Genomic DNA, 26,295 nt, shown 5'->3' on the forward strand with positions numbered 1-26,295 from the left:
CCCCCGCCCCCCCCCCCCCCCCCCCCCCCCCCCCCCCCCCCCCCCCCCCCCCCCCCCCCCCCCCCCCCCCCCCCCCCCCCCCCCCCCCCCCCCCCCCCCACGACGCAATCTTGAGGGCCGTCGAATAGCGATGTCACCACCGGGGGACAAGGCGTCCAACCCCTGATGCCAGCGACTTGATGCATCAGGGGCGACGCCGCGTGATCATCGGCGTACGAGCAGGCAGCGGCCGCCGGGACCCGTCATCACGTACCGCCCGTGTCCGATGGGCCTGACCGAGACACCGGCAGGCAATTGGTGGCGGAGCGGCGCCCCAAGCCAGAGCAGTACCTGCCACCACGCGAACTCGCCTCCCGCCACCCGTACCGCTGTGGGCGACGGCGGTGTGGGAAGGATGAAGGGGAGCGGAAGCCCGTCCTGTGTTGCCTCGTGCGGCACCGTCGGGTCGCCGAGGACGTGTCGCGGCCGGGTTGTCTCTTCCGAGAGGACAACTTCCTGCCACAGTTCGTCGCCATACCAAACAATGGACTCGCTCGTCTGCGGGTGCTCGCATCCAGGCCGCCGCCGCCAAAATGTGGGCAGCAGACGAAACCAGGTCCGACTCGTCATCGGATGACCCTCCGCGTCGCGACGTAAGTGGCGAGGTCGGCTCGCTGGACTCGGGGTGCGCGGATGGCGATGCGGACGACCGGTAGGTCTCCACGGTTGACCAGGTTGGTGACTGTGCGGCGGGTGACGTTCAAGCGTTGCGCAACCTGATGCAGAGTGAGCAGAGCATCGTCCTCTTCGTGCATCGCTGCCAGCGTCGTGGTCTCGCCAGTTGTGGTGTTGGACATGTGGGATGCCTCGGCTGAGTGGCCAGGGCACTGTAGGGAACGTCAGAATCTTCTTCTCTGGCAGCGCGGACAAGGAGCGGTAGGACCGGTCCACATCGGACAAGTCCCGGTGCCTTAAGACGCGTCCGGGAGATTGGCAACGGCCCTCTGAGGAGCCGTCCGCACGCTCTCTATCCGCAGTCAACAGGAGTCTGAGCAGGCCAAATAGGTTTCTTGCACGAACTCCCCGGTTTCGGGATCAACGTGCCGATTGCTTTGCTCGTGAACAAGCACCTCATCGCCGAGTGCGACCACTCGGATCCACAGCCCTCACCCACTCCGAGCCCGCGATGGACTCTCGCGGACCTCTCTAGCCTGCCTCCAACCCTGCCCGTCGCGACTGCAGACGAAATTCTCGGCATCGGCCGGACTCTCGGGAAGCGCCTGCGTAAGGAGGGCAAGTACCCGTTGCGCCTGCTGCCCTCGCTCGGTCGCCACCACAAGGTGCGCACCGCGGAACTAGTGGCCTTGCTGGGAGTAGACCTCCTCGGCTCGACTGGATATACGCCCGCCTCGGACGGGACGCTGCTGCAGCCGAGCACCCGGACCGACCTGCGGGAGGTGTCGTGACTCGCAAGGGCAGCGTGAGACAGCGGCACGCGAGGACATGCAAGCCGGGACACGCAAAGTGCCACGGCCCCTGGTACTGGATGGTCGATCTAGGGCCGGACCCCGGGACCGGGCAGCGTCGCCGCAAGACGAAGAGCGGCTACGGAAAGAAGGCGGAGGCCGAGGCAGCCCTTGCCGAGTTCCTCGACCGGCAGGGCGTCACCCGAGGTCGTTCCGAGGACCTCACCGTGGCGGCATGGCTGGACCTGTGGCTGCGGTCGCTTCGAACGAAGAGCCCGACGACCGTTGCTCGCTACAGGCAACTGGTGGATCTACACCTCCAGCCCATCCTGGGGCACCACCTTCTTGTGGACCTGACCCCTGAAGACGTCGACGACCTGATCGACCGCATCAGCAAGCCGGACTATGTGGCTGCCGGACGCAGGGGCAACCGGTGGAAGCATCAGAAGGGCCTGAGCACGGCCAGCATCAACCGCATCTTCTTCGCACTGCGGGGCTCCCTCTCCGTCGCGGCCAAGCGGCGGCTCATTCCGTGGAATCCCGCCCTGCACGTCGATGTGGTCCCGGAAGTGAACGTCGAGGGGAAGGCGTGGTCGCCGCAGGAGGCCGCCGCCTTCCTTGCCTTCACCTCGGAGCACCGCCTGTACGCGGTGTGGCATCTCCTGCTGATGTCCGGCGCTCGACGAGGTGAACTGTGCGGCGTTCGGTGGACTGACCTGGACCTCGACAAGCGGCGCTGGAAGATTACGACGACCCGAGTCCAGGTCGGCGGCGTCATCCACGAGAAGAAGCCAAAGTCGAAGGCTGGCGACCGGGAGGTCCATCTCGATGAGCAGACAGTCGACGTTCTACGCGCTCACCGTCGCCGCCAGCAGGAGGAACGGCTTGCTCTGGGGCCGCCGTGGCAAGACTCAGGCTTCGTCTTCACGAGCCAGGACGGGAGCCCGTTGACACCGGAGTACCTGTCTCGTACATGGCGTGGCCTGGTGGAGGACTCGGGCCTTCCTCGCATTCGTCTCCACGACGGACGTCACACTGCAAACTCGACCGCCGCCCTCTACGCCGGGGTGACGGAGACAGTGCTACTGCAGCGCGCCGGGCACAGCAAGATCAGGACCAACCAGGCGTACCAGCACCCGAACGAAGAGATCCACCGCATCGCTGCAGAGGCGATTGCGGCCGTATACGCGGCCTTCATGCCCGCGCCGCACTCACCGCACGAGGAGGAGCGGCCCGGGGCCTGAGGCCATGTCGTTCAGCCTCGGCACCAGCAACGCGCCACAGCCCCTCGACGTTGCTGGACTAGGGCTGCCGTTCCGGAGACAGATCCGGCGGCCCACTCCGCATCGCACCCACGCCGCGCCGTCTGACACCGTGCTTGTCGAGGATGTTGCGAATGGCGGAGTGGGACCGATCGGTCAACTCCGCAAGTTCCCTAAGGGACCTACCCGCGGCGTACTCCCGGCGGATGTAGTCCTCAACGCTTCTCTGCAACGCGAGGTCCGGACGCGGATGAGCCGAACCGGCGAACTCGGGAAGGGGCCTCAACAGAGGGCGCGGCGGATATGGCACTGCGCTACCTCGGCTTGAACCAGGATGTGACCCGACCGCGCTCCAAGTCGGGGTGGGCCGCGGGCCCCGCGTCACCCCAGGCCGGGCAGTGGAAGTGACTGGGGCCGTCGTTGGACCACCAGCGGTTGTCCTTGCGGGAGGAAGGAGCGAGCCCGCCGGGGACCATTGCGCCCAGGTCCGCGATGGGCAATGTGACCACTCCCGCAACCCCGGCCGGGAAGGAGGACAGGGGGTCGTACATGGACATCAAGTCTCCCTGTCAGGCCGCAGGCGTGGGGACGACAGCCATCCACGCGAGGAGGTGGACGTCCTCCTTGGTGATGGGGAAGCGCTTAGGGCGCACTTCGGCCACGGACAGCCCGAGTTCATCGATCAGATCGATGAGTCGGTCGGTCTTATTCTTCTCGGTCATCTCCTCATCGCGCATCACTGACCGCACGATGTTGGTGACGCGCGTCGCCTGTCCCCGTGAGTAGACGCGGATAGCGAGGTCGACGTCGGCCTGGTTGCGGTGAGTCCCGTGCTGGGCGAGATGCTGAACCGCCTGGCGAATGGGCGGGGGTACAGGACCACTGGCTCCGGCTGTGTCCAGACTGTCGTTCCAGGTGTCAGCGATGTGCTGCTGGGCGACGTCCCACGCTTGGTACGCCAACCCCTGCCAGTCCTGCGGCAAGTGGGCGGACACGCGCTGATCCGAAGGTGTAGCAGCGCTCAGGGCGCTCAGAGTGTCGCTCACGACGTCCACCGGGGTGCCGAAGATGTTGGGTCGGTGTGCAGCGGGCGGGAGCATCTCGCTCAGCGCCTCAACAGCGTCTGCGGCGACTGCTTCGACGCCTGTGGGGTCGGGGCTGCCCGGTCGAGGCACCAGCGCGGGAGGCAGTGGAACGTAGCGGAAGGCCGGTTCATCTGTGCGATTGAGGATCCGAGCACAAAAGATGTACCCCGGCGGCCGATCGTCGCTGAGGAAGCCCGAGCCGATGCCCCAGGGCATCTCCTCAAGCCGCCGAGCCAGCGAGTCGTTCTCGATCGCCTTGCGCAGCATTGCGCGAAACTCTTCGCCGGAAATCAAACCGCTGGTGGTGCCGAGGAACAGTCCGTTGTCGCCATCCTTAAGGGCTTGAATCTGCTCTCGCTTGGCGTTGAAGACCACGTCATCGCTGGCCTCGATGCCCGGAAGAACCTTGCCCGCACCGATGGACTTGGCGGCCTTGGTCAACTTGCGGTGGAGGATGCTCTCCAGTTGCAGCAGGCGGTCCAGGCCGGAATCCGGAAAGAAGCACCACAGGTAGACGTAGTCGTGGTCCGAGCCGATGCGATCCACACGGCCGTGGCGCTGCACAAGCCGCATCGGGTTCCACGGAAGGTCGTAGTTGACGATGTTGTGTGCCTGCTGAAGGTTGACGCCTTCAGAGAGCACGTCAGTCGTGAACAGCAGATCGAACTTGTCCGCGGCTGTCGGGTTCCCGTCCCTGTCCTGAGGTCCACCGGTTTTCGGTGCGAACCCCTGAACTGCTTCCTCCTGGGTCACCGTTCCGGCGTACGCACCGTGACCAGGGCGCTTCCGCATGCTACCGGTGACGAAGGCGACCCGATCTTGGTATGCCGCCAGCGCCGGATGCAGACTCACGATCAGGTCGATGTTGTCCTGTAGGTAGTAGATCGTGTCGGCGAAGTAGGAGAAGACAAGAACCTTGCGGTCGTCGCGGTCTCGCGACTCCTTCTCGGGACCATCCGGCGTCAGGCGCGCCGCGTTGCGGTGAGCCGAGTCGCGCTCTGCCTCGGCGAGCACCTTCGCAAGCGTGTCGGCGAGCGCGTGCAACTTCGGGTCGTCGGCGGCCTGGATGCCCTCTTCGACCTTCCGCGCCATGCTGCGGAGGAGGTCGATGTCGTTGGCGATGTCAGCGACCAGGGGTTCGACGCGGTAGTCGGATGCCTGCTCGTACTCGGCGGTCTCCAGCCACTCGGTCAAGGTGACAGGGTCATTGAGGTCGATCCGCATCCAGTCCCGCAGGTGCTCGCCCGAGGCCACGAGCCCCTTGTTGCGGATCAGATCAATGAGTCCTTCGAGGGTCTCGGCCATCTTGCGGCAGGTCGTCGCGAAGGCGTAGCCGGAGGACTCGAAGCGCTTGAGTAGTCCGGAGCGCAGTAGCCCGGCGACCTGGACCTCGTAGGGCTTGTATTCGCGGTCCAGTCGGTACCGGCTCGGCGTGTATCCGGCCAGCGTCAGCCGCTCTGCGTCGAGGGATGCGAGTCCCTCGTCTGGGATCTCGCCCGCGTAGAAGGGGTCTGGTTCGTCCGGGTCCCGGTCGGCGCCCAGTGCATGGGCGAAGTCGTCGAAGAAGCCAGTCAGCACGGGCGCCAGGTCGTAGTCGACGCGGCGGACCTGGGGTTCGGGGAAGGTCAGGGTGGCGCCGGTGGCGTCCATGCGCTGACCGACATAGTGGTTGCGAACGAAGCGGCGAGTGCGACGGACCGCCACAGCGTCCAGGATGTCGAACAAGTGCTCCGGCGACAGATCATCGGGGTTCAACTTGTCAATGGCCCTGAAGTGCGCGGCCAGGCTTGGAATGCCGATCTCGGCGAACTCATCGTCATGCACGATGAAGTACGACAGCAGCGAATGCAGGTCGCCGAGCGCATTGTTCACGGGCGTCGCGGTGAGCAGTACGACCTGCTTGCGCGGGTTGCCCTTGAGGACCTGCACAAGCCGCCTAGCGCGCTCCGTGTCGGTGTTCCGGACGGTGTGCGCTTCATCCAGCAAGACGAGCGTGTACTCGTTGATGTCACGGCCCGGCGGCAAGCCGTATGTGGGCTGGCCTTCACTGTCGTTGCGCAGCAGGTCGTCGTAGGAGATGACGTCGACCCATCCGCCGAGGTGGCCACGGTCGACGTAGGGGTCCCAGACTGAGTCGCGGATGATCTTGGGGGCGACGATAAGGACGCGCTGTCGCGCGCGGACCGTGTCGCGAACTAGCGCGCCGCCGACGTAGGTCTTACCCAGACCGACCTCATCGGCGATCAGCACACCGCTGTGCTTCTCCAGGATGCGCCGGGCGCGGCCCACACCGTCCTTCTGGAACGGCAGCAGGTCCCGCGTGGAGGGGTCGGCTGCCACCGCTTCGTCGTCCGCAGCAACCTGGCGTCCGTACGCCTCCCAGAGCATGCGGAGGAAGACCATCCATGGCTCCTCGGGCACGATCTGGGTCTCGTAGAAGGACGCCAGGTCGAACGGCTCGGCGTCGCTCCAGAGGCTGTCGAACCAGTCCTTGACCGCGTTGATCGCGGTCTGGTTGTACTGGCCGAGGTTCAACTCTCGGCTGGCAGCGAGTCCGGCGTAGGTGAAGTTGCTGGAGCCTGCGATGACCCCGAGGGACGGGTGATCGACGAGGTACGTCTTCCCGTGCAGGAACTCCTTGGTGTACCGACGCACTTCCACCTTGCCGGAGCGGAGCCACTGGATGAGGTCGGCAACCTTGGTGCGGGCTTGTGCCGTGAACGGCACGAGATTGCGCTCTTCGGCCAGTGCTTCCGCCTGCTGGTCCAGGGCCTCGCCCAGGGCGACTTGAGGTGCGCGACGCGCGGACACGGTCCCCGGCCGCAGGACAACTGGGTTGGTGTCTCGTTGCGGTTCGGCGCCGAGCATGAGGCGCACCTTGCCGACCCGTTTCAACTCCTCGGCGATGAGGTGCCAGCCGTCCACGTTGAAGTAGGCCGACGCGATGGCGGCCGTTCGCCCCTTGGCGTCGTACGGGTCCGTGAAGGCGAGCATCTCGTTGATCGCATCGGCGACGGTTTGGCCGGTCGCCTTGTTATTGGTTGCGAACTCCGGGCGGCCACCTGCGGCCTGCGTCACTGGTCGATCCCGTCGAGGATGCGAACCACAGCAAGTCGGTGAGAAGCCGGTACGGCTGCTGGCGTGTCGCTGAAGTCCCCGAACAAGACCTCCATGTCCGAGGACGAGAGGCCGAATCCGACGGCCGACAAGGCGTCCAGTTGCGCCCGGGGATTCGCGTGGCTCACACCTTGGGGGAGCACCTGCGCCAGGGCGACTCCACCCACCAGCGTCGATTGGCCACCGGCTAGGAGCAGGTCGCGAGCAGCGGTGGCCGCAGTTTCGATCTGCTCGTCGGTCCAGTCTGGAAGGACCAGGCCGTTGATGATGCGAGCACCGACATGGCGGTCAACGAATCGCCGGGCCCACCAGTCAGCGACGACGGAGTTCATGTAGCCGAGGAGAGCCAAGATGTGGACCGTGTCGGTTCCCTCGGGGTGCCTGACTCCGTGTGCATACCCGGTGCTGAACAGATAGCCGGAGTCCGGCAGCGCGGTGGCCGTGAGCGTTCGGCTGTTGTCGTTGGTGCTCGGGAAGCGGTATGTGATCGTGGGATGTGAGAGAGACAGTCGCGCATGGCCATCTGTGATCTCGATGCCTCGCTGAAGAGGGACGAGGTCGAAGGGGTCGACGGCCTTGTCGTACGTGTCATCGGTGATCTTGTAGGCGTCTACGTGACGAGTCTTGAGGACCAGCCAGTCCCCAGGGGCGCCGGGCGCCGCACGGGTGTAGGCGTGGTGCTTGCCGCTTCCGCTGAAGTCCCAGCGCGAGGAGTCGCTGGTGCCGGTGATCCATCCCTCTCCCGCGCCCAGCCGGGGCTGCTTGCGCATGAGATCGAAGATGTGGTTGTCATCAGGGGAGTTGAACCACGGCAGCACAGATGTGTCCGAGAGGGATTCCACCTCATCGGACGTCAGTTCGATCGTGGCCTCCCATCGCCTGTCGAACGCTTCCCGAGACGTCAGGCCCGGAAGAACAGTGACGCCAGGCTGCCCGTGGACACGCGACAGCAGCACGATGGACCTCCTTGCGTCCATGTCGAAAAGCCAGTACCCGGTGTTCCGACATTCCGCTGCCGTGACGAAGTGGTCGGCGAGGATCTGCTCCCGAATGCTCGTCCAGCCGGAAAGCATGAGGACGGCCTGCGGCAGGACGACTCCAAGGCTTCCGCCCTCACGCACGAGGTTGACGAAGCGCTCACCGAACATCTTCGCGAAGTCAAAGTGGCCGCTGCCCAACAGGGAGAAGCCGTTCTTGGCAAGGGCTTGCAACCGCTCCCGAGCGGCCTGTTCGCGACGCTCCTCTTCGGCATCCTCGGGCTTGTTGGTGCGCAGATAGGCAATGCGCTCGGCTCGCCCCGCTGTGCTCAGCGAGTTGAGGCCGGGATCGCGGGTCACCCAGAACTGTTGAGGCTCGTGGCGGACCTTGTCCCACGGCGGGTTGCCCAGGATGCAGTCGAAGCCCGGAAGGGCGCGTCGGAAGACCTCCGGGTATCGGACAGGCATGTGAGCGGCCATGACGGATGCCGCGAGTTCCCGCGCCTGCGGTAGACGCGGGTGTCCCAGCACTGCCGTCTCCAGGTCGTCGCAAGTCGGGGCCGTGAAGATCCCCGGCGCGTCCTTGATCTGGATCTTCGCCGGGTCGGTGGACTTAAGGTCCCGGGTGATGCGCTCAGCGGTGATCAGGTCGCACAGGGCGGCGAGAGGCGCCAGCGCAGCCTGGAGAGCCTGGTGGTGGTGGCCCGCCGCAGCCACGTCCCCAACGCTGGCATCCGAGAGCGCCCCCAGGGCGCCGAGGTGCTCGGCCGCGCGATCCAGGAACTGTTCTAGTGCGGCGTCGAGGCTCGTCATTTGAGCCTTGACCTTTTTCTTCAGTTCCCGAGCCTCGGCCTCGGCGATCGCCTCGCTGATCTCGTGGAGGGTGCCGACGCCAGCAAGGCTGTTGCCCCAGACCAAGCCGTGATCGAGGAAGGACAGGGGAAGGCCGGGCACGAAGGTGTGGATCCACACGGCAAGGCGGGCGAGCTCGACTGCGATCTCATTGATGTCTGCGCCATAGATGCATCGCCGGGCGATCTGCCGCCGAAGGAGTGAGCCGTCGTCGATCCCGGATTCACGCGGATCGAGATCGAGCCGTTCGGCGGCCGTGGCTCGAAGCGTGTGCAGTTCGAGTGCCACCTCAGGCAGGGGATTCTCGATCAGGAAGGCGGAGAAGCGAGCCTCGATGCGGTCCACCGCAGCAACGAGAAAGTGCGCGCTCCCCATAGACAGGTCGGCGACCCGGAAGTCGAACAGCGCTTCCGCTGCCGACTTCGTGGCTCCCGCCTTCAGCATCTTGCGGACGCGCCCGAGGTGCTGGTCTACGGCCGGTTCCAGGGCCGTGTCGAGCAGGTGCTCGACCGCGAAGGGCTTGGTGAAGTACGAGCCGGTGGCCTTGCGGGAGCCGCCCCGCGAGTGGAAGTAGACGTTGCCCTTCGGGACAACGACGACGGATCCTGCCTCGGCGGGGACATAGGTGTCGTTCTCGTCGGTGGTGAGATCGGTCTCCGCAATCCCGAGGCCCGATTCGAGAAGTCCCTCGTAGATGGTGCCGAACTCGCGGACGGACAGGCTGCGAAAATCGACAGGCCCAAGCGCGCCGTCGCGGTTCTCGTCGATCAGCAGACCGGCCAGGGCTGGCCCCACCGTGTCATTCGTGAGGTCGAGGTCGTAGGTGGCCGCCCCGGAGGGGTTCTTGTCCGGATTCCGGGTGAAGAGCCCTCCGTTATAGGCGGGCACGCCCCAACCGCCGAGATCACCGGAGTCGATGACGCGCCAGACCTGGGTCAGGTCGTCCCAGAGGGTCGAGGAGTTCGGGTCGAACGTCTGCTCCGGGTCGGCCAGGAGGTCCTGCGCGAGGGTCTTCAGGGCATTCCGGCGATACCGCTCGCTGGTCTCGTACGGCAGTAGTCCCCGATCCTCCGCGTACGCCACGAAGAGCAGTCGGAAGAGAATGATCATGGTCTGGTGGTACGCCTCGTCGAGGGCGGTCTTCTGCTCCTCGACTGGGAGGGAGGTGACGCCTCGCCGCTCCGCTACCGCAACCGCCAGGGTGGGGACCACCTTCTCGTAGATGCGCTCGCGCAGCCGGTCCGACAGGCCGGTCGCATAGCGCGAGGAGTCTGCGAGCAGGCGCTCCAGCGCGCCGCCCTGCTCCAGAGCCTCGGCGGAGAAGAGCAGGTCGAGGTATCCGGCCTGGTCCTCTGTGAGGAGCGACAGGTCGAGCTCGACGAAGGTCTGAGTCTGGCCCTTGCGGCCAACGCCAAGGTCGGGATCGACCGGATACAGCCGAGCGACCGGTCCCCCGAGCACGATGACCCAGGGGACGTTCTCGCGGCGGGCGACGGCGATGCCGTGCCGGACCGCATCGGTGTTGTGGAAGCGCACGAGCGGGTTCTCGAAGGATTCGCCCTCGGCAAGGAGGACGACCGCAGCCCGTCGCTGGGTGGTTCCGGTCGCCTGACGGAGGACGGTGCCGTCGGGGACCACCTCGATGGCATAGCCCAAGCCCTTGAGCAGGGCCTCCCCGCGCTGCTTAAGCAGGGGCTGGGCGCGCGTGCAGTGTTCGCCCCACGTCCCTGCCTGTGCTTGCTGCTCGAGAACGTGCGTCGCAAGCAGTCCCTCGTTGCGCAGCCCCGACGCTACACCTTGGGCGATCGACCCCAACCGGCGCCGGACTTCGGCATGGAGACCGGCAGGGCTGGTGATCTTCAGTGCATCGGCGATGAGTTGTGCGGCGACGCGGATATCGACGTCGTAGAACGGTTCCGCGTCTTCACCGAGACCGAGCAGGCAGACGCCGTAGCCCGCACCGGACGGGTAGGTGATGGCAAGCAGCACCGGGGCGATACCGCCCTGCGAGCGGGTCCGCCACATCGCCTGGACATCGGCCTTGGTGGGCCTGCCTGGCGCCTCTGCGAGGACAACCACCAGTTCCGTCTCGTCGCTGCCACGAAGGATCTCGTGGGCCGCGACCGCTCCAACGGTCCTGCGCCAAGGGAGGCAATCGTCCCAGTCCTGCCGGAGATCCGGCTTCACATTCACGCCCCGTAGGTGCTCAACTACAACGTGCACTGACGGGGGGACGGTACTGGTGGTCGTGCGCGGAGCGTAGGCGCCTTGCCCCAAAGAGTTATCGAGTGGCACTAGAGGGACAGGGGACGGCGGGCGTGGCCACCGAGCAGACTGGGCTCCGTCCCTTCAGGCTGGCTGCACCCAGGGCTGCTGGCTCATGCCCTACCCGGTAGACACCTCCAGTCCGGGATGCCCCGAGGTGGGCGGTCGACGGGCAGGGCGACTCTTATGCACTGTGCAGTCGGTGCCCGCGCTCCTGCCCGTACGGGTGACACGCGCGGTTGACGGGACGCGATGCTGTTGCGATTATTTCGGTCGTTGCGGATACTTCGATCGCTCGCATGCGTTCTAGGAGCGTTCTTGGGACATGCCCACGGACGCAGCACCACCCCGCACCACCTCACCCCGGGTAGCGCCCGGGAGGTTCCAGGAGGACCCCGTGACGTCCCTACTTGACGCAGTGCGCCCAGACGAAGCCGAGGTCAGCACCGCCGTCGCAGCCGTGCCCCAGGTCAAGGACTACCTGGCCACTCACCCGGGTCACGACGCTGTGCGACTGGTGGTCGATGACGAGCACCGCGAGTCGCTCACCGTGCCCCGCTCGGCGGTCGAACTGCTCGCCCGGATCCTCGACCACATGGCCAAGGGCGAAGGCGTCGCCCTGGTCCCCTCGCACGCTGAACTGACCACACAGCAGGCCGCCGACATGCTCAACGTCTCCCGCCCGTTCTTGATCGGGCTGCTTGACACCGAGGAGATCGAGTACCGCCGGGTCGGCAAGCACCGGCGGATAAAGGCCGAGTCGCTAATGGCCTACAAGCGCAAGGATGACCTGCGCCGCCGTGAGGCGGCCGACGACCTCACCGCGCTGTCCCAGGAGATGGGCACCTTCTGAGGTGGCGTTTGTAGTCGTCTATGACGCCAACGTCCTCTACCCCAATGCCCTGCGCGACCTGCTTATCCGGGTCGCGCAGGCGGGGATGGTGCAGGCGAAGTGGACGCACCAGATCCTCGATGAGACTTTCCGCAACATGCAGAAGAACATGGAGGACATCACTCCGGAGAAGATCGAGATCCTGAGAACCAGGATGCTGGCTGCGATCCGAGACGTCCTGGTGCGCGGCCATGAGCCGCTGATCGACGCACTCGACCTGCCCGACCCCGACGACCGGCACGTGCTCGCCGCCGCGATCAAGGCCCGAGCGCAGACGATCGTCACCTTCAATCTCAAGGACTTCCCGGAGGACCGGCTGGCCCCCTGGCAGGTGGAAGCCCAGCACCCCGACCAGTTCGTCCATGACCTCATCGACCTGAAGAAGACCACGGTCTTCGGCGAGGTTCAGCGCATGGCTGACTCGACCAAGAACCCGCCATTGACGGTTGATGAGGTGCTGTCCCGGCTCTCCCGGTGCGGCCTCGTCGAGTCCGTCGACGCGCTCCGCTCCTAGGCCACATGGCTCACCAGGCAATCAAGCGCCTGGCGAGGATGAGGTCGCTGGCGCGCCGCGAAAGGCGTACGCCTGCCTCACCTGTGCCACCCATCGGCGATGGTGTGCCCAAAGGGACTTCCGCAACGTCTTCCAAGACAGGTTCGGCTGCGCCCTACCCGTTGATGACTACGGCCGCCGTCAGGCGCCATGTGGCGACTGAGGACGCATGATGCCAAGGCGCCCGCACAGGTTCTTCAGCCCGACATGTCGCGAGGAACCCTCGGCCCACAGGCACACAACTTGTGGACCGATCACGCGGCAGACCCCTGTCTGCACGATGTCTGGCGTCAGCGCATCCGTCAGCGCAACCGGTTGACCGTCGGTGCCTACAGCCGTTCAGGACGCACGAAACCGCAGCTCACAAGGCGGAGGGCGTGGGATTCGAACCCACGACGGGTTGCCCCGTAGCGGTTTTCAAGACCGCCGCCATCGGCCACTAGGCGAGCCCTCCCGGCAGGTCGAGGCTAACCCGGCCTCCCGGGAGGACCCACCCGGCCGCGCCGCGGGGCGTCAGCACTGGGGCTGCGGGTCGACGAGCACCGGTGCCGGGGTCGCCGCCTCCGGCACGAGGTAGGTGATCGTGAAGACGGCCGGCTCGGCCTCGTCGTTGGCGAGGGTGTGCACCCCCGACGGGTGCGGGAACGCGGTGCCGGCCGGGTACGTCTCCTCCGTGCAGCCGTTCCCGGGGTGGTGCGGGGGCTCGACCATCCGCAGCGTGCCGCTCACGACGACGACCACGGACGGTCCGAGGTGCGTGTGGAAGCCGGTGGACGAGTGCGGCGCCAGGGTGGCCCGGACCACCGCCACGTCCGTCGGCTCGGTGACGGCGAGGCTGATCCCGGCGTCCGCGTCGACGAGCCGGAACTCGCCCGCGGACCCGCGGGCCAACAGCTCGGAGGTCACCGCCGAGGGGCTCGCCGGGGGGATCGGCGCGGGCCCGTCCCAGAGGGCGGTGTCCGGGTCCGCGCCGGCGACCCCGGCCACCAGCAGGGGTCCGGCCAGCGCGCCGAGCCCGATCGCCGCCACCCTCGTCCTCCTCGCGACCGTGCGTGGCATCTCGGCCTCCCTGGTCCGCTGCGGGTCCCGCCTGTCCGCGGGAGGGCGACGCTAGGGCGGCGCGGGGCGGGGTGGATGAGAGGCGGATGAGACTCCGGTGAGGCGCCGGCGGGCATGATCCGGCTCCGGCCGGTGTTGTCCTCCCGACCCGGTCCGCGGCCCCGCCGCGTCGACCCCGCCCCGCACGCCGTTCGGAGACACCCCCTGCCCGAGACCGCTCCCTCGCCGTCCACCCGCCGCCGGGTGCGGCTCCCTTCCGCAGAGCGCCCTCCCGTCCCGATGACGGCGGACCGCGCCGCCGAGCGTGAGGCCGCCCGCGCCGAGCGGCGCGCCCAGCAGCTGTGGGTCGAGGACGCCGCGCCGGAACTGCCCGTCCGCGCGACCCCGCCGCAGCGGGTCGTGTTCCACCTCGGCCCGACGAACTCGGGCAAGACGTACGAGTCGCTGCAGGCGCTGGCCGCCACCGGCTCCGGCGTCTACGCCGCGCCGCTGCGCCAGCTCGCCCACGAGGCCTACGCCAAGCTCGCCGCCGGCCTGCCCGAGGGCGCCGTCGGCCTGTCCACCGGCGAGGAGGAGATCCACCCGCAGGCGGAGATCCTCTGCTGCACGGTGGAGAAGGCGCCGATGCGCGGCGAGCTGCTCGTCCTCGACGAGTCGCACTGGATCGCCGACGCCGACCGCGGCCACCACTGGGCCCGGCTGCTGCTCACCGGCGAGTACCGCGAGATGCACCTGGTCTCGGCGGCCGAGGCCCACCCGCAGCTGGCGCCGCTGGTGTCCGACGCCGGCGACGTCGAGGTCGTCCACCACCGGCGGTTGTCCCGGCTCGACGTCCTGCGCGCGCCGGTGCGCGCCCCGCGCGTCCGCCCGCAGACCCTCGTCGTCGCCTTCTCCCGCAAGACCGTCTACGCCGTCGCCGCCGAGCTCGACCGGCACCGGCCCGGGAAGGTGGGCGTCCTCTACGGCGCGCTGCCCCCGGCGACCCGGCGCGAGGTCATCGAGCGGTTCACCACCGGCGAGCTCGACGTCCTCGTGACCACCGACGTCATCGGCCACGGCATCAACGTCCCGGCCACGACCGTGCTGTTCGCCGAGACGACGAAGTTCGACGGCACCGAGATGCGGCCGCTGCGCAGCTGGGAGGCCGCGCAGATCGCCGGGCGGGCCGGCCGTTACGGCCTGACCGGCCACGGGACGGTCGGCGTCCTGGCCGGTGTGCCGGGCCTGCGCGCCTCGGCGGCGCTCGTGGCCGTCGGCGCGGAGGTGGCCCGCGGCGAGCGGGTCAGCGACCTGCCGGCCCGCGGGGCGCGGCTGCGCCCGGAGCTCGAGGACCTCGGCGCCGTGGAGGCGGCCGACCTGCCCGAGGCCCTGGTCCGCTGGGAGGCCTGGGCCCGCACCGCCACCCGCGACTCGGCGATGACCCCGGACGACGTCGGTGAGCTGGTGCTGCGGGTGCGGGCGCTGCTGCCGCTGCTGCGCGGGCCGCTCGGCGCCGTCGGCGACCTGCGCACCGTCTGGCGCCTGGTGCAGCTGCCCATCGACTACGAGCCGCCGCGGCGCACCCGCTGGCTGGTGCTCGCCCGCGCCGCGCTGCGGCAGGCGGCGGGCCTGCCGGTGCGGCCGGAGCTGGTACTGCCCGACGTCCCGGTCGACGGCAGCGTCGAGGAGTTCGAGCAGGCCGCCGCGGCCGCGCGGGACGCCCAGGCGCTGCTGCGGCAGTTCCCCGGCGTCGCGGGCCTGGACGCCGACGACGCCGCGTGGGTCGAGGAGGAGTGCGCCGAGGCGATCAGCGAGCTCCTGCCCGACGCCATCGCGGTCAGCCGGTCCAGCGCCTGCGCCGAGTGCGGCACCGCGATCGCCCCGTGGTTCTCCACCTGCCGCCCGTGCAGCGCGCCCCGCGGGCGCGGGCGCGACGGCCACCCCCGCGCCGGTGGCCGGGACGGGCGGCGGACCCCCCGCTCGGGCGCCCGCCAGGGTCGGCGCCCCACCCGCACCGGCCGCGGCTGACGAGCCCACGCCGGGCGCCCCTCCGCCGTCCGGAGGGGCGCTGCGCGTGTGCTCGGCCCGGTCAGGTCGCGGGGTCGCCCGCGGTGACCGGCTCGTCGGGCCGCTCCCGCTGCACCGGCTCCCCGACGACGCCGTGCAGGTGGCAGGCGGCGACGTGCCCCGGCGCGGAGCCGACCGGCTGCAGCGCCGGGTCGACGTCGGGGCAGGGCTCGAACACGTCGGGGCAGCGGGTGCGGAAGCGGCAGCCGCTGGGCACCCGCGCCGGCGAGGGGACGTCACCGCGCAGCACGATCCGCTGCCGGGACCGCTCCAGGGCCGGGTGCGGCAGCGGCACCGCCGACAGCAGCGCCCGCGTGTAGGGCATCTGCGGCTCGGCGGCGACGGCGGCCGCGGGCCCGACCTCGACCACCCGGCCCAGGTACATCACCGCGATCCGGTCGGACACGTGCCGCACCGCCGACAGGTCGTGCGAGACGAACAGCAGCGTGAGGCCGAGCTGCCGCTGCAGCCGGCGCAGCAGGTTGAGCACCTGCGCCTGCACGCTGACGTCGAGGGAGGCGATCGCCTCGTCGCAGACCAGGAAGTCCGGCTCGCCGGCCAGCGCGCGGGCGATGCCGACCCGCTGCCGCTGGCCGCCGGAGAACTCGTGCGGGTAGCGGGCGGCGACGCCCGGGTCCAGGCCGACCAGCTCCAGCAGCTCGCGCACCCGCGCGGCCCGCGCCTGCCGCCCCGGGTGCAGGCCGTGCACCTCCAGCGGCTCGGCCACCGTCTGCGCCACCGTGCGCCGCGGGTCGAGGGAGGCGAACGGGTCCTGGAACACCATCCCGGCCCGGCGCCGCAGCTCGCGCAGCTCCCTCTTGCCCATCGCGGTGACGTCGGTGCCGTCGAAGGTGACCGTGCCGCCCGTGGGTGGGACCAGCCGCAGCAGCGCGTTGCCCAGCGTGGACTTGCCGCAACCGGACTCCCCCACCAGGCCCAGCGTCTCGCCGCGGTGGATGTCGAGGTCCACGCCGTCGACGGCCCGCAGCACGCCGGTGGTGCGGCGCAGCAGCCCGCCCGAGCGGACGGGGAAGTGCACCTCCAGGCCGCGGGCGGAGACCAGGACCTCCCGCTCCGTCGTCGAGGTCACGACGCCTCCCCCTCCGCACACCACGTGGCCGCCCGGTGCGGCAGGCCCGCGCGCCCGGACCCGACGGCGGCCAGCGGCGGCTGCTCGGTCGCGCAGCGGGCGTCGCCGCGCACCGGGCAGCGCGGCCAGAACACGCAGCCCGCGGGCAGGTCGGTGGGCGGGGGCGGCGTCCCGGGGATGGTGGCCAGGTCGCCGCCGTCGGCGGCGGCGAGGTCGGGCAGCGCGCCGAGCAGGCCGCGGGTGTAGGGGTGCACGGGCCGCTCGAGGACGTCGTCGACGGTGCCGTCCTCCACGCAGCGCCCGCCGTACATGACCAGCACCCGGTCGGCGATGCCGGCGACGACGCCGAGGTCGTGGGTGATCCAGACGACGCCGGTGCCGGAGTCGGCCTGCAGCCGCTCGACCAGGTCGAGGATCTGCGCCTGCACGGTGACGTCGAGCGCCGTCGTCGCCTCGTCGGCGATCAGCAGCGACGGCGAGTGGGCCAGCGCGATCGCGATGACCACCCGCTGCCGCATGCCGCCGGACAGCTCGTGCGGGAAGCGGTCCACCGCCCGGCCGGGGTCGGGCAGGCCCACCTCGCCGAGCAGCTCCACCGCGCGCGCCCGGGCGGCGGCCTTGGACACGGTCCCGTGCGCGCGGATGCCCTCGGCGAGCTGCCGGCCCACGGTGAGCACCGGGTTGAGCGAGGTCATCGGGTCCTGGAAGACCATGCCGACGCCGCGCCCGCGGACCTGCCGCAGCCGCTCGGGGGACATGGTGAGCAGGTCCTCGCCCTGCAGCAGCGCCCGGCCGGTCACCGTCGCCGTCCGCGCCGGCAGCAGGCCCAGCAGCGCGAGCACCGACACGCTCTTGCCGCTGCCGGACTCTCCGACGACGGCGACCGTCTCGCCCGGCCCGACGGTGTAGCTCAGGCCGTTGACCACGTGCGCCGTGCCGCGCGGGGTGCGCAGGTCCACGCGGAGGTCCTCGACCGCCAGGACCGGTTCGACGGCGGTCCCGGGCTCCTCGGAGGGCAGGGCGCTCACCGCCCGCCCCCGGCCATGAGGGTGCGCTGCCGCGGGTCGAGGACGTCGCGCAGCCCGTCGCCGAGCAGGTTGAAGCACAGCACCGTGACGACGATCGCCAGGCCGGGGAAGACCGTGTACCACCAGGCCTGCTCGATGAAGCCGCGGCCGTCGGCGAGCATCAGCCCCCACGACGGCTCGGGCCGGCGCGGGCCCAGGCCGAGGAAGGACAGCGCCGCCTCGGCCAGCACCGCGAAGGCCAGGCTGATCGAGGTCTGCACGATGATCGGCGGCGCGGCGTTGGGCAGCACGTGCCGGGTGACCAGCCGCCAGTCCGAGGCGCCGACCGAGCGGGAGGCCCGCACGTACACCTCCTCGCGCACGCCGAGCACGCTGGCGCGGGTCACCCGGGCGAAGATCGGCACGTAGACGATGCCGATCGCGAGGATCGCGTTGGCCGGCCCCGCGCCGCGGATGGCCACGATCGCGATCGCCAGCAGCACCGCCGGGAAGGCGAACAGCACGTCCATCAGCCGCATGAGCGTGTCGTCGACCCACCGGCCGTAGAAGCCGGCGAGCAGGCCGATGAGCGTGCCCACGACCAGGGCGAACGCGACGGAGAGGAAGCCGACGCGCAGCGACGTCGACGCCCCGAGGATCACCCGGCTGAACACGTCACGGCCGAACTCGTCGGTGCCGAACGGGTGGTCCCAGCTCGGCGGCTGCAGCTGCAGCGAGGGGTCCTGGTCGTTGGGGCCGTCGGGCGCGAGCGTCTCGTCGAACACGGCGACCAGCACGATGAGGACCAGCACGACCGCGGAGACGGCGGCGGTCGGGTTGCGGGCGAGCAGGCCGAGGGTCTCCCGCCAGCGCGGGCGCGGCGGGGCCGCCGTCGGCAGCGACTCGACGGGCGGGGGGACGGCCGGGGTGGCGCCCGGCGTCGGCAGCTGCGTCATCGGCGGGCGATCCTCGGGTCGATGCGGCTGTAGAGCAGGTCCACCAGCAGGTTGATGACGAGGAAGACCAGGGCGAACAGCAGGACCGCGCCCTGCAGCACGGGGAAGTCCCGGTCGCGCACCGCCTGGTAGGCCAGCTGCCCCAGCCCCGGCCAGGAGAAGACGATCTCCACGACGACGACGCCGGACAGCAGGTAGGCCAGCTGCACGCCGGTGACCGTGACCAGCGGCAGCAGGGCGTTGCGCAGCACGTGCCAGGTGAGCACCTGCCGGGTCGGGACGCCCTTGGCCTGCGCGGTCCGCACGTGGTCGGAGCCCAGCGCCTCGAGCATGCTCGACCGGACGAACCGGGTGAGCACCGAGCCCGAGACCACGCCGGTGGCGATCGCGGGCAGCACCAGCCGCTGCGCCCAGCCCAGCGGGTCCTCGGTGAGCGGGACGTAGCCGCCCGAGGGCAGCCAGCCCAGCGTCCCGGCGAACACCAGGATCAGCATGATCGACAGCCAGAAGTCGGGCACCGAGATGCCGAACTGGCTGACGACGGTGGCCAGGCGGTCGACGAACGACCGCGGGTGCAGCGCCGAGAGCATCCCCAGCGGCAGCGCGATGACCAGCGCCACCAGCAGCGCGGCGAACGCCAGCGTGAGCGTCGCCGGCAGCCGCTCGGCGATCAGCGCGGTCACCGTGTCGCCGCTGCGGAAGCTCACCCCGAGGTCGCCGGTCACCGCCCGCCCGGCCCAGAGGAAGTACTGCTCGACCAGCGGCAGGTCCAGCCCGTTCCGCTCCCGCAGGGCGTCGTACGTCTCCTGGGAGTACCGGGTGCCCAGCGCCAGCCGGACCGGGTCCCCGCGCACCAGGTGGATCAGGGAGAAGACGAGGACGCTCACACCGGCCAGGACGACGATCGCCTGGCCGGCCCGCCGGAGCAGGTAGCCGCTCAGGGCAGCTCCACGTTCTCGAAGTCGATCGCCGAGTCGGCCCGGACCTGGTAGCCGGTCAGCCCGGGCACCCAGGCCTGCACCTCGTCGGGGTTGTAGAGGTACAGGTAGCTGACGTCGTCGACGATCAGCCGCGCGGCCTCGTCGTAGAGGCCCTTGCGGGTGGCCTGGTCCGGCTCGGTGGCGGCGCGGGTGAGCAGGTCGTCGACCTGCGGGTTGCTGTAGCCCTGGTAGTTGCTGCCGCCGGTGGACAGGTGCTGGTTCTCGTAGAAGTCGGCCGGGTCGATGTTGCCGATCCACTCGAGCATGAAGGCGTCGAAGTCGCCCTGGTCCTGCCGGTCCAGCCAGGTGGCGAAGTCCTCCTCCTGGATCTCCACCTGGATGCCGATCGGCTCGAGCTCGCTGGCGATCACCTGGGCGGCGGCCACCGTCTCGGGGTACTCGTCGGTGACCATCAGCCCCATCGTCAGCGGCGTCTGCACGCCGGCCTGGGCCAGCAGCTGGCGGGCGGCGTCCTCGTCCGGGGTGAACGGCGCGTAGTCCAGGTACCAGGGGCTGCCCTCGGGGATGGCGGTCTGGTTGGGCTGGGCGGTGCCGAAGCGGGCGGCCTGGGTGATCTCGTCGCGGTCCAGCGCGGTGGCGATCGCCCGGCGCACGTCCCGGTTGTCGAACGGCGGGACGGCGTAGTTCATCGACAGGTAGAAGTACTCGACGCTGGTGACCGAGCCGAGCTCGACCGCCTCGTCGTCCTCGAGGTCCGCCACGTTCTGCGGCGGGACGTTGTCGGTCCACTGGACCTCGCCGTTGCGCAGCGCGGTCAGCGCCGAGCTGGGCTCGGAGATGTAGCGGAACTCGACGCCGTCGACGCCCGGCGCCCCGCCCCAGTGGTCCTCGAAGGCGGTGAGCGTGGTGGCGTTGGCGTCGGAGCTCTCCAGCCGGAACGGGCCGGTGCCGTTGGCCTCGCTCTGCAGGTCGAACTCCTCGGCGGCGTTCTCCGAGACGATCGCCATGCCCTTGAACGACCCGATGAGCTCGAGCAGGTTCGGCGTCGGCCGGGTCAGGGTGATGACGACGGTCCGCGGGTCGGGCGCCTGCACGTCGGCGACCGTGGCGAAGCGGTAGGCGTTGGACAGGTCCTCGTCGATGATCCGCCGGTAGCTGTAGACGACGTCGGCGGAGTCGAACTCGCTGCCGTCGTGGAACGTGACGCCGTCCTGGAGGGTGAACGTCCAGGTCAGCCCGTCGGGGCTGGTGGTCCACGACTCGGCCAGGCTCGGCTGCATCGTGAGGTCCTCGGCGCTGGGGACGACGAGGGTGTCGTAGACGTTCTCCAGCACCTGGAAGCTCGCGTAGGCGTTGGTGACGTGCGGGTCGAACTGGTCGGGCTCGGCGCTGACCGCGGCCACGAGCACGTCCTCACCCCCGCCGCCGCCCCCTCCTCCCCCGGTGTCGACGCTCTCCCCGCCGCCGCAGGCGGAGAGGGCGAGGGCCGCCGCGGCGGCGAGGGGCAGGAGCCGGTTCGTGCGCACAGGGACCTCCGCGGGGCTCGGTGTCGTCTCCGCCCCCGACACTGGCCCTGTCCCGTCGTCCCCGCAGTTCGAGACGGTGATCGTTGCGTTTCCTCGACCCGGCCGTCACACGGCTCCGGTGGTGGCCCGGCGGATCGCCTCGACGTCGCACTTGGGCACCCGGTCGGCGGTGAGCAGCCCGTTGACCTCCTGGTAGGTGTCGGTGAGCTGGGTCCAGCAGGCGCCGGCCAGGGCGGTGCTCGCGTGCACCGCGGCCCACTGGTCGCGGTAGCGGGCGAGCAGGTCCTCCGGGGAGCGGGCGTCGGCGTAGCCCCACGGCTCGGTGCGGTCGGCGTCGGAGGGCCCGGCGTCCAGCGCGATCCCGCCGAACTCGGACAGGACGACGGCGCGGCCGGCGACGCCCGCGCGGTCGAGGTCGGTCAGCCGGCCGTCGGGACGCCGTCCCCGGGCCAGCCGCTCCAGGTCGGCGGCGGTGGCGTAGCGGGCGGCGAGCACCGCCGGGTCCTGCTCGTAGTCGTGGACGCCGAGGATCCCCCCGCCGAGGGCCTCCCAGCCGTCGTTCGCCGAGACCGGGCGGGTGCCGTCGAGCGTGTCGGCGGTGGCGGCCAGCGCCGCGACCAGGCCGCGCTGGGCGCGGTCGGCGGCCGCCTCCTGCACGCCCCACGACTCGTTGAGCGGCACCCACGCGACCACGCTCGGGTGGCCGCGGTGGGCGACCACCACCTCGGCCCACTCGCGCAGCAGCCGGGCGGCCGACGTCGGGCCGGGGCGGTACGCCGCGGGCATCTCCGCCCACACCATCAGGCCCATGCGGTCGGCGAGGGCGAGGTACCGCGGGTCCTCGGTCTTCTGGTGCTTGCGGGCGCCGGTGAAGCCCAGCGCGCGGGTGAGCTCCAGGTCGCGGCGCAGCGCGGCGACGTCGGGCGGGGTGGCGCCGGTGTGCGGCCAGTAGCCCTGGTCGAGCACCAGGCGCAGTGGCACCGGCCGGCCGTTGACCAGCAGGCGCCCGTCGTCGACCTCGACCGAGCGCAGCGCGGTGTAGCTCGCGACCTCGTCGAGGACCTCGCCGTCGTCGCGGACCAGCGCGACCTCGGCGTCGATCAGCACCGGGTCCGGGCCCGGCTCCCAGGTGAGGTGCCAGCGGTCGTCGGTGCCGCCGTCGCCGACCTGCAGCGTCCGCTCGACGACCGCGCCGTCGACCCGGACCGCGTCGTCGGCCAGCAGCCGCCCGCCGGCCCACAGGCGCAGGTGCAGCCGGGCGCGGGTCACGGGGACCGACAGCTCCACCCGGACGTCGACCCGCAGCGTGCGCGGGTCGCCGCGCCAGATGACGTCGGTGACGTGCTCCCGGGCCACGGACTCCAGCCACGGCGTGCGCCAGATGCCGGTGGTGCGCGGGTAGAAGATCTCGTGCGGCTCGTCGCGCCAGTCCTGCTTGCCGCGCGGCGCCTCGAGGTCGCGGGGGTCGTCGTCGGCCCGGACGAGGAGGTCGGCGCCGTCGCCCAGGTGCTCGGTGACGTCGACCCGGAACGGCGTGTAGCCGCCCTCGTGCCGCGTGACGTGCGCGCCGCCCACCCAGACGTCGCACACGCGGTCGACCGCGCCGAGGTTCAGCACCGTGCGGCGGTCCCCCTGCCGGCCGGGCAGCGGGCGGCGGTACCAGGCGCGGCGCAGCGGGCCGGTCCACCCGATGCCGCTGGCCGGGGTCTCCGGGGCGTACGGGACGCGGATCGTGCGGTCGAGGCGCACGGTGCCGGGCGTGGCGGCGAGGTCGGGGTCCGCCGCGAACTGCCAGTCCCCGTCGAGCGGGCGCCAGGGCCGGCGCAGCAGCGGGCGGGGGTGGGCGGTCGGGTCGTCGGCGACGGGCACGCCCCCACCTCACCGGACCCGGGCAGCCCCCGCACGGCACGGCGGCCGCCGTTCCCCGCCCCGTGTGGAGGAGGATCCCGACGTGTTCCTGGCGGGTGGTCCCGGGCCTGCGGGGACGGGCACCCTGCTGACCGGCGCGCGGCTGCTCGACGCCGGCGGGGTCACCGACGGCGGCTGGGTGCTGCTCGACGGTGACACGATCGCCGCCACCGGCACCGGCCCGCCGCCCACCGCCGGCGAGACCGTCGACCTGGCCGGCGCCGAGCTCACCCCGGGCTTCGTCGACCTGCACGCGCACGGCGGCGGGGGCGCGGCCTTCGACGACGGCCCCGACGCGATCCGCACCGCGCTGGCCGTGCACCGCGCCGCGGGCACCACGCGCTCGGTGCTCAGCCTGGTGGCCGCGCCGCTGGCCGAGCTGGAGGCGTCCCTGGCCGGCATCGCGGAGGTGGCCGCCGCGGACCCCACCGTGCTCGGCGCCCACGTGGAGGGCCCGTTCCTCGCGCCCGCCCGCTGCGGCGCGCACGACCCCCGCCACCTGCGCGCCCCCACCGCGGACGCCGTCGACCGGCTGCTCACCGCGGCGCGCGGCACGCTGCGCCAGGTGACCGTCGCCCCCGAGCTGCCCGGCGCGCTGCAGGCGGTGCGCGACCTCACCGCCGCCGGCGTCGTCGTCGCGGTCGGGCACACCGACGCCGACGCCGCGCTCACCGCGGCCGCGTTCGACGCCGGCGCCCGGCTGCTCACCCACGCGCTCAACGCCATGCCGGGCCTGCACCACCGCGAGCCGGGCCCGGTCGGGGCCGCGCTGGCCGACCCGCGGGTCGCCCTGGAGCTCGTCCTCGACGGCGTGCACGTGCACCCCGTCGTCGCGCGGCTGCTGCTGGCCGGCGCGCCCGGCCGGGTCGCGCTGGTCACCGACGCGGTGGCCGCCGCCGGCGCCGGGGACGGCGACCACCGGCTGGGCGGGCGGGCGGTCACCGTGCGCGGCGGCCGGGCGGTGCTGGCCGGCACCGGCACGATCGCCGGTTCCACGCTCACCCAGGACGCCGCGCTGCGCACCGCCCTGGCCGCGGGCGTCGACCCGGTCGCCGCGGTCACCGCGCTGACCGCCACCCCGGCGCGGGTGCTCGGCCTCGGCGACCGGCTGGGCCGGCTGGCCCCCGGCGTCGCCGCGGACCTCGTCGTCCTCGGCCCGGACCGGTCCGTCACGTCCGTGTGGGCGGCCGGGCGCCGGATCCGCTAGGGCCGCTGCCAGGCGGCTTGGCCGCGTACACGTGCCGGTAGTGGTCGAGCAGGGTCAGCCGCGCCGCGGCGGCCTCGTCGACGACGACGGTCGCCCGCCGGTGCAGCTGCAGCGCCGAGGCCGGGCAGATGGCCGCCAGCGGCCCCTCGACGGCGGCCGCGACCGCCTCGGCCTTGGCGCTCCCCTGCGCGACCAGCAGCAGCCGCCGCGCCTCGAGGATCGTGCCGAGCCCCTGGGTGAGGCAGTGCAGCGGCACCTCGTCGGGCGAGGCGAAGAAGCGGGCGTTGTCGGCGCGGGTCCGCGGGGTGAGGGTCGTCAGCCGGGTGCGCGAGGCGAACGACGACGTCGGCTCGTTGAAGCCGATGTGCCCGTTGGCGCCGATCCCGAGCAGCTGGACGTCCACGCCGCCGGCCGCGGCGATCGCCCGCTCGTACTCCTCCGCCGCCGCCTCGAGGTCGGCCGCGCCGCCGTCGGGGACGTGCACCCGCGCCGGGTCCAGGCCCAGCGGGCCGGTGACGTCGCGGGCGATCACCGCCGCGTAGGCCTGCGGGTGCCCGGGCGGCAGCCCCACGTACTCGTCCAGCGCGAACCCGGTGACACCGGAGAGGTCGAGCTCCCCGGCGGCGACCCGGCGGGCCAGCTCGGCGTAGACGCCGACCGGCGAGGACCCGGTGGCCAGGCCCAGCACCGCCCCGGGCCGGCGCCGGACGACGTCGGCGACCACGTCGGCGGCGGCCCGGGCGACGTCGTCCGGGCCGGGCAGGACGACCACCTCCACCCGGCCACTGTCCCACCCCGCTCGGGGAGCGACCGGGAGCGCCGTGGCCGCGCGGACCGGCCACGGGGCCAGGGCCGGAGTCGCGGACGGACGTGAGCCGGATCACACTGGGTGTGCCGTCCGCATCCGAGCCGAGGTGCCCTGATGACCGACACCACCCACCGCACCCGCATCCCCCGCGACCGCGAGCACGACTACACCCGCGAGATGGCCGACAAGCGCCAGGCCTTCGTCGCCGAGCGCACCGGCGCGGGCCTCGACCACGTCCGCCGGTACTCCTTCGACCCCGCCGTCCTGCCGGGCAACATCGAGAACTTCACCGGCGTCGCCCAGGTGCCCATCGGGCTGGCCGGCCCGCTGACGCTGCGCGGCGAGCACGCGCAGGGCGACTTCTTCGTCCCGCTGGCCACGACCGAGGGCACGCTGGTGGCCAGCTACAACCGCGGGATGCGGGTGCTCGGCGAGAGCGGCGGCATCCGCACCACCGTGGTGGACGACCACATGCAGCGGGCGCCGGCGTTCATGTTCGACGACGCCCTGCAGGCCCGGGAGTTCGGCCGCTGGGTGGACGAGCACCTCGACGACATCCGCGCCGCCGCCGAGTCCACCACCCGCTCGGGCCGGCTGACCTACATCGGCCAGCACCAGATCGGGCCGCTGCGGTACCTGCGGGTCAACTACACGACCGGCGACGCCGCGGGCCAGAACATGACCGGCAAGGCGACGCTGGCCGCCTGCGAGTGGATCCGGGGGAACCACCCCGACCACCCGCGCTACGTGCTGTCCGGGGCGATCGACACCGACAAGAAGCACTCGCAGATCAACATGCTCATGACCCGCGGCAAGCGCGTCGTCGCCGAGGCCACCATCCCCCGGGAGGTGCTGCAGCGGCTGACCGGCGTCGACACCCGGGACCTGTTCGAGTACCGGCAGATCGGCATGGCCGGCTCGTTCATGTCCGGGGCGGCCTACAACGGCGCGCACGCGGCGAACGGGCTGACCGCGCTGTTCATCGCCACCGGCCAGGACGTGGCCAACGTCAGCGAGTCGCACTCCGGCGTCACCTACACCCAGCTGCTGGAGAACGGCGACTACTACTGGTCGACCACGCTGACCTCGCTGATCGTGGCCACCTACGGCGGCGGGACCGGGCTGCCCACCCAGCGCGAGTGCCTGGAGCTGCTCGGCTGCTACGGCGCGGGCAAGGTGCAGAAGTTCGCCGAGATCTGCGCCGGCGTGGTGCTGGCCGGCGACGTGTCACTGACCTCGGCGATCCTCGCCGGCGACTGGGTCACCAGCCACGACGCGCTGGGCCGCAACCGGTGACCC

General features: G+C 71.1%; 18 protein-coding genes and 1 tRNA gene. 6 read left to right on the forward strand and 13 right to left on the reverse strand.

Annotation, left to right across the window (positions count from 1 at the left end; genetic code table 11):
• Positions 1-605 precede the first annotated feature (605 nt).
• A complete protein-coding gene (locus tag ACI8AA_RS19495; RefSeq protein ID WP_457046032.1) occupies positions 606-836 on the reverse strand; it encodes a helix-turn-helix transcriptional regulator in 231 nt (76 codons plus the stop codon).
• Between the two features lie 605 nt (positions 837-1,441).
• Between ACI8AA_RS19495 and ACI8AA_RS19500 the strand changes: the two genes are divergently transcribed.
• Positions 1,442-2,689 carry a tyrosine-type recombinase/integrase gene (locus ACI8AA_RS19500; protein WP_457046033.1) on the forward strand — a complete coding sequence of 416 codons (1,248 nt, stop codon included), beginning with the start codon at positions 1,442-1,444 and terminating at the stop codon, positions 2,687-2,689.
• Positions 2,690-2,747: 58 nt separating this feature from the next.
• On the opposite strand, the gene ACI8AA_RS19505 is transcribed toward ACI8AA_RS19500, so the two are convergent.
• From ACI8AA_RS19505 to ACI8AA_RS19515, 3 genes are all read right to left on the reverse strand, one after another.
• Complete coding sequence (locus ACI8AA_RS19505) at positions 2,748-3,092, reverse strand: helix-turn-helix domain-containing protein (protein WP_457046034.1); 345 nt, start codon at positions 3,090-3,092, stop codon at positions 2,748-2,750.
• A 184-nt stretch (positions 3,093-3,276) separates the two neighbouring features.
• The gene (locus ACI8AA_RS19510) at positions 3,277-6,870 is read right to left on the reverse strand and encodes a helicase-related protein (RefSeq protein WP_457046035.1); all 3,594 of its coding nucleotides are present in this window, start codon (positions 6,868-6,870) and stop codon (positions 3,277-3,279) included.
• Positions 6,867-10,931, reverse strand: coding sequence for an Eco57I restriction-modification methylase domain-containing protein (locus ACI8AA_RS19515; RefSeq protein WP_457046036.1), 4,065 nt, complete (start codon positions 10,929-10,931; stop codon positions 6,867-6,869). The genes ACI8AA_RS19510 and ACI8AA_RS19515 overlap by 4 nt, the downstream gene beginning before the upstream one ends.
• A 532-nt stretch (positions 10,932-11,463) precedes the next feature.
• Here ACI8AA_RS19515 and ACI8AA_RS19520 point away from each other — a divergent pair.
• Together ACI8AA_RS19520 and ACI8AA_RS19525 are read left to right on the forward strand one after the other, a co-directional pair.
• Positions 11,464-11,856 (forward strand): excisionase family DNA-binding protein, encoded by a 393-nt coding sequence (locus tag ACI8AA_RS19520; RefSeq protein WP_457046037.1) that lies wholly within the window; start codon positions 11,464-11,466, stop codon positions 11,854-11,856.
• Position 11,857: 1 nt separating this feature from the next.
• Positions 11,858-12,409: a PIN domain-containing protein gene (locus ACI8AA_RS19525; protein WP_457046038.1), complete on the forward strand. Its 552-nt coding sequence runs from the start codon at positions 11,858-11,860 to the stop codon at positions 12,407-12,409.
• 408 nt (positions 12,410-12,817) lie between these two features.
• Here ACI8AA_RS19525 and ACI8AA_RS19530 read toward each other — a convergent pair.
• Positions 12,818-12,902 (reverse strand) — tRNA-Ser (locus ACI8AA_RS19530).
• Positions 12,903-12,961: 59 nt separating this feature from the next.
• On the reverse strand, positions 12,962-13,477 hold the full coding sequence (locus tag ACI8AA_RS19535; RefSeq protein ID WP_457046039.1) for a hypothetical protein: 516 nt from the start codon (positions 13,475-13,477) through the stop codon (positions 12,962-12,964).
• Between the two features lie 309 nt (positions 13,478-13,786).
• On the opposite strand from ACI8AA_RS19535, the gene ACI8AA_RS19540 reads away from it, so the two are divergent.
• Complete coding sequence (locus tag ACI8AA_RS19540) at positions 13,787-15,514, forward strand: helicase-related protein (protein ID WP_457046040.1); 1,728 nt, start codon at positions 13,787-13,789, stop codon at positions 15,512-15,514.
• A 61-nt stretch (positions 15,515-15,575) separates the two neighbouring features.
• On the opposite strand, the gene ACI8AA_RS19545 is transcribed toward ACI8AA_RS19540, so the two are convergent.
• The 6 genes from ACI8AA_RS19545 to ACI8AA_RS19570 all read right to left on the reverse strand — a co-directional run bounded on the left by ACI8AA_RS19545 (position 15,576) and on the right by ACI8AA_RS19570 (position 22,942).
• Positions 15,576-16,643, reverse strand: a complete 1,068-nt coding sequence (locus ACI8AA_RS19545; RefSeq protein WP_457046041.1) for an ABC transporter ATP-binding protein — start codon at positions 16,641-16,643, stop codon at positions 15,576-15,578.
• Positions 16,640-17,671, reverse strand: a complete 1,032-nt coding sequence (locus ACI8AA_RS19550) for an ABC transporter ATP-binding protein (protein ID WP_457046042.1) — start codon at positions 17,669-17,671, stop codon at positions 16,640-16,642. Before ACI8AA_RS19550 ends, ACI8AA_RS19545 begins: the two co-directional genes overlap by 4 nt.
• A complete protein-coding gene (locus ACI8AA_RS19555; protein ID WP_457046043.1) occupies positions 17,668-18,606 on the reverse strand; it encodes an ABC transporter permease in 939 nt (312 codons plus the stop codon). Before ACI8AA_RS19555 ends, ACI8AA_RS19550 begins: the two co-directional genes overlap by 4 nt.
• On the reverse strand, positions 18,603-19,547 hold the full coding sequence (locus tag ACI8AA_RS19560) for an ABC transporter permease (protein ID WP_457046074.1): 945 nt from the start codon (positions 19,545-19,547) through the stop codon (positions 18,603-18,605). The genes ACI8AA_RS19555 and ACI8AA_RS19560 overlap by 4 nt, the downstream gene beginning before the upstream one ends.
• On the reverse strand, positions 19,544-21,073 hold the full coding sequence (locus ACI8AA_RS19565) for an ABC transporter substrate-binding protein (protein ID WP_457046044.1): 1,530 nt from the start codon (positions 21,071-21,073) through the stop codon (positions 19,544-19,546). The genes ACI8AA_RS19560 and ACI8AA_RS19565 overlap by 4 nt, the downstream gene beginning before the upstream one ends.
• A gap of 105 nt (positions 21,074-21,178) precedes the next feature.
• Entirely contained in the window at positions 21,179-22,942 is a 1,764-nt protein-coding gene (locus tag ACI8AA_RS19570) for a glycoside hydrolase family 2 protein (RefSeq protein WP_457046045.1), read from the reverse strand.
• An 82-nt stretch (positions 22,943-23,024) separates the two neighbouring features.
• On the opposite strand from ACI8AA_RS19570, the gene nagA reads away from it, so the two are divergent.
• Positions 23,025-24,188, forward strand: a complete 1,164-nt coding sequence (nagA, locus tag ACI8AA_RS19575; RefSeq protein ID WP_457046046.1) for an N-acetylglucosamine-6-phosphate deacetylase — start codon at positions 23,025-23,027, stop codon at positions 24,186-24,188.
• On the opposite strand, the gene nagB is transcribed toward nagA, so the two are convergent.
• Positions 24,151-24,966, reverse strand: coding sequence for a glucosamine-6-phosphate deaminase (gene nagB / locus ACI8AA_RS19580; protein ID WP_457046047.1), 816 nt, complete (start codon positions 24,964-24,966; stop codon positions 24,151-24,153). The genes nagA and nagB overlap by 38 nt on opposite strands.
• Before the next feature lie 144 nt (positions 24,967-25,110).
• Here nagB and ACI8AA_RS19585 point away from each other — a divergent pair, with 144 nt between their 5' ends.
• Positions 25,111-26,292 carry a hydroxymethylglutaryl-CoA reductase gene (locus ACI8AA_RS19585; protein WP_457046048.1) on the forward strand — a complete coding sequence of 394 codons (1,182 nt, stop codon included), beginning with the start codon at positions 25,111-25,113 and terminating at the stop codon, positions 26,290-26,292.
• Positions 26,293-26,295 lie beyond the last annotated feature (3 nt).

This window comes from Geodermatophilus sp. SYSU D01180 (genome assembly GCF_054050415.1).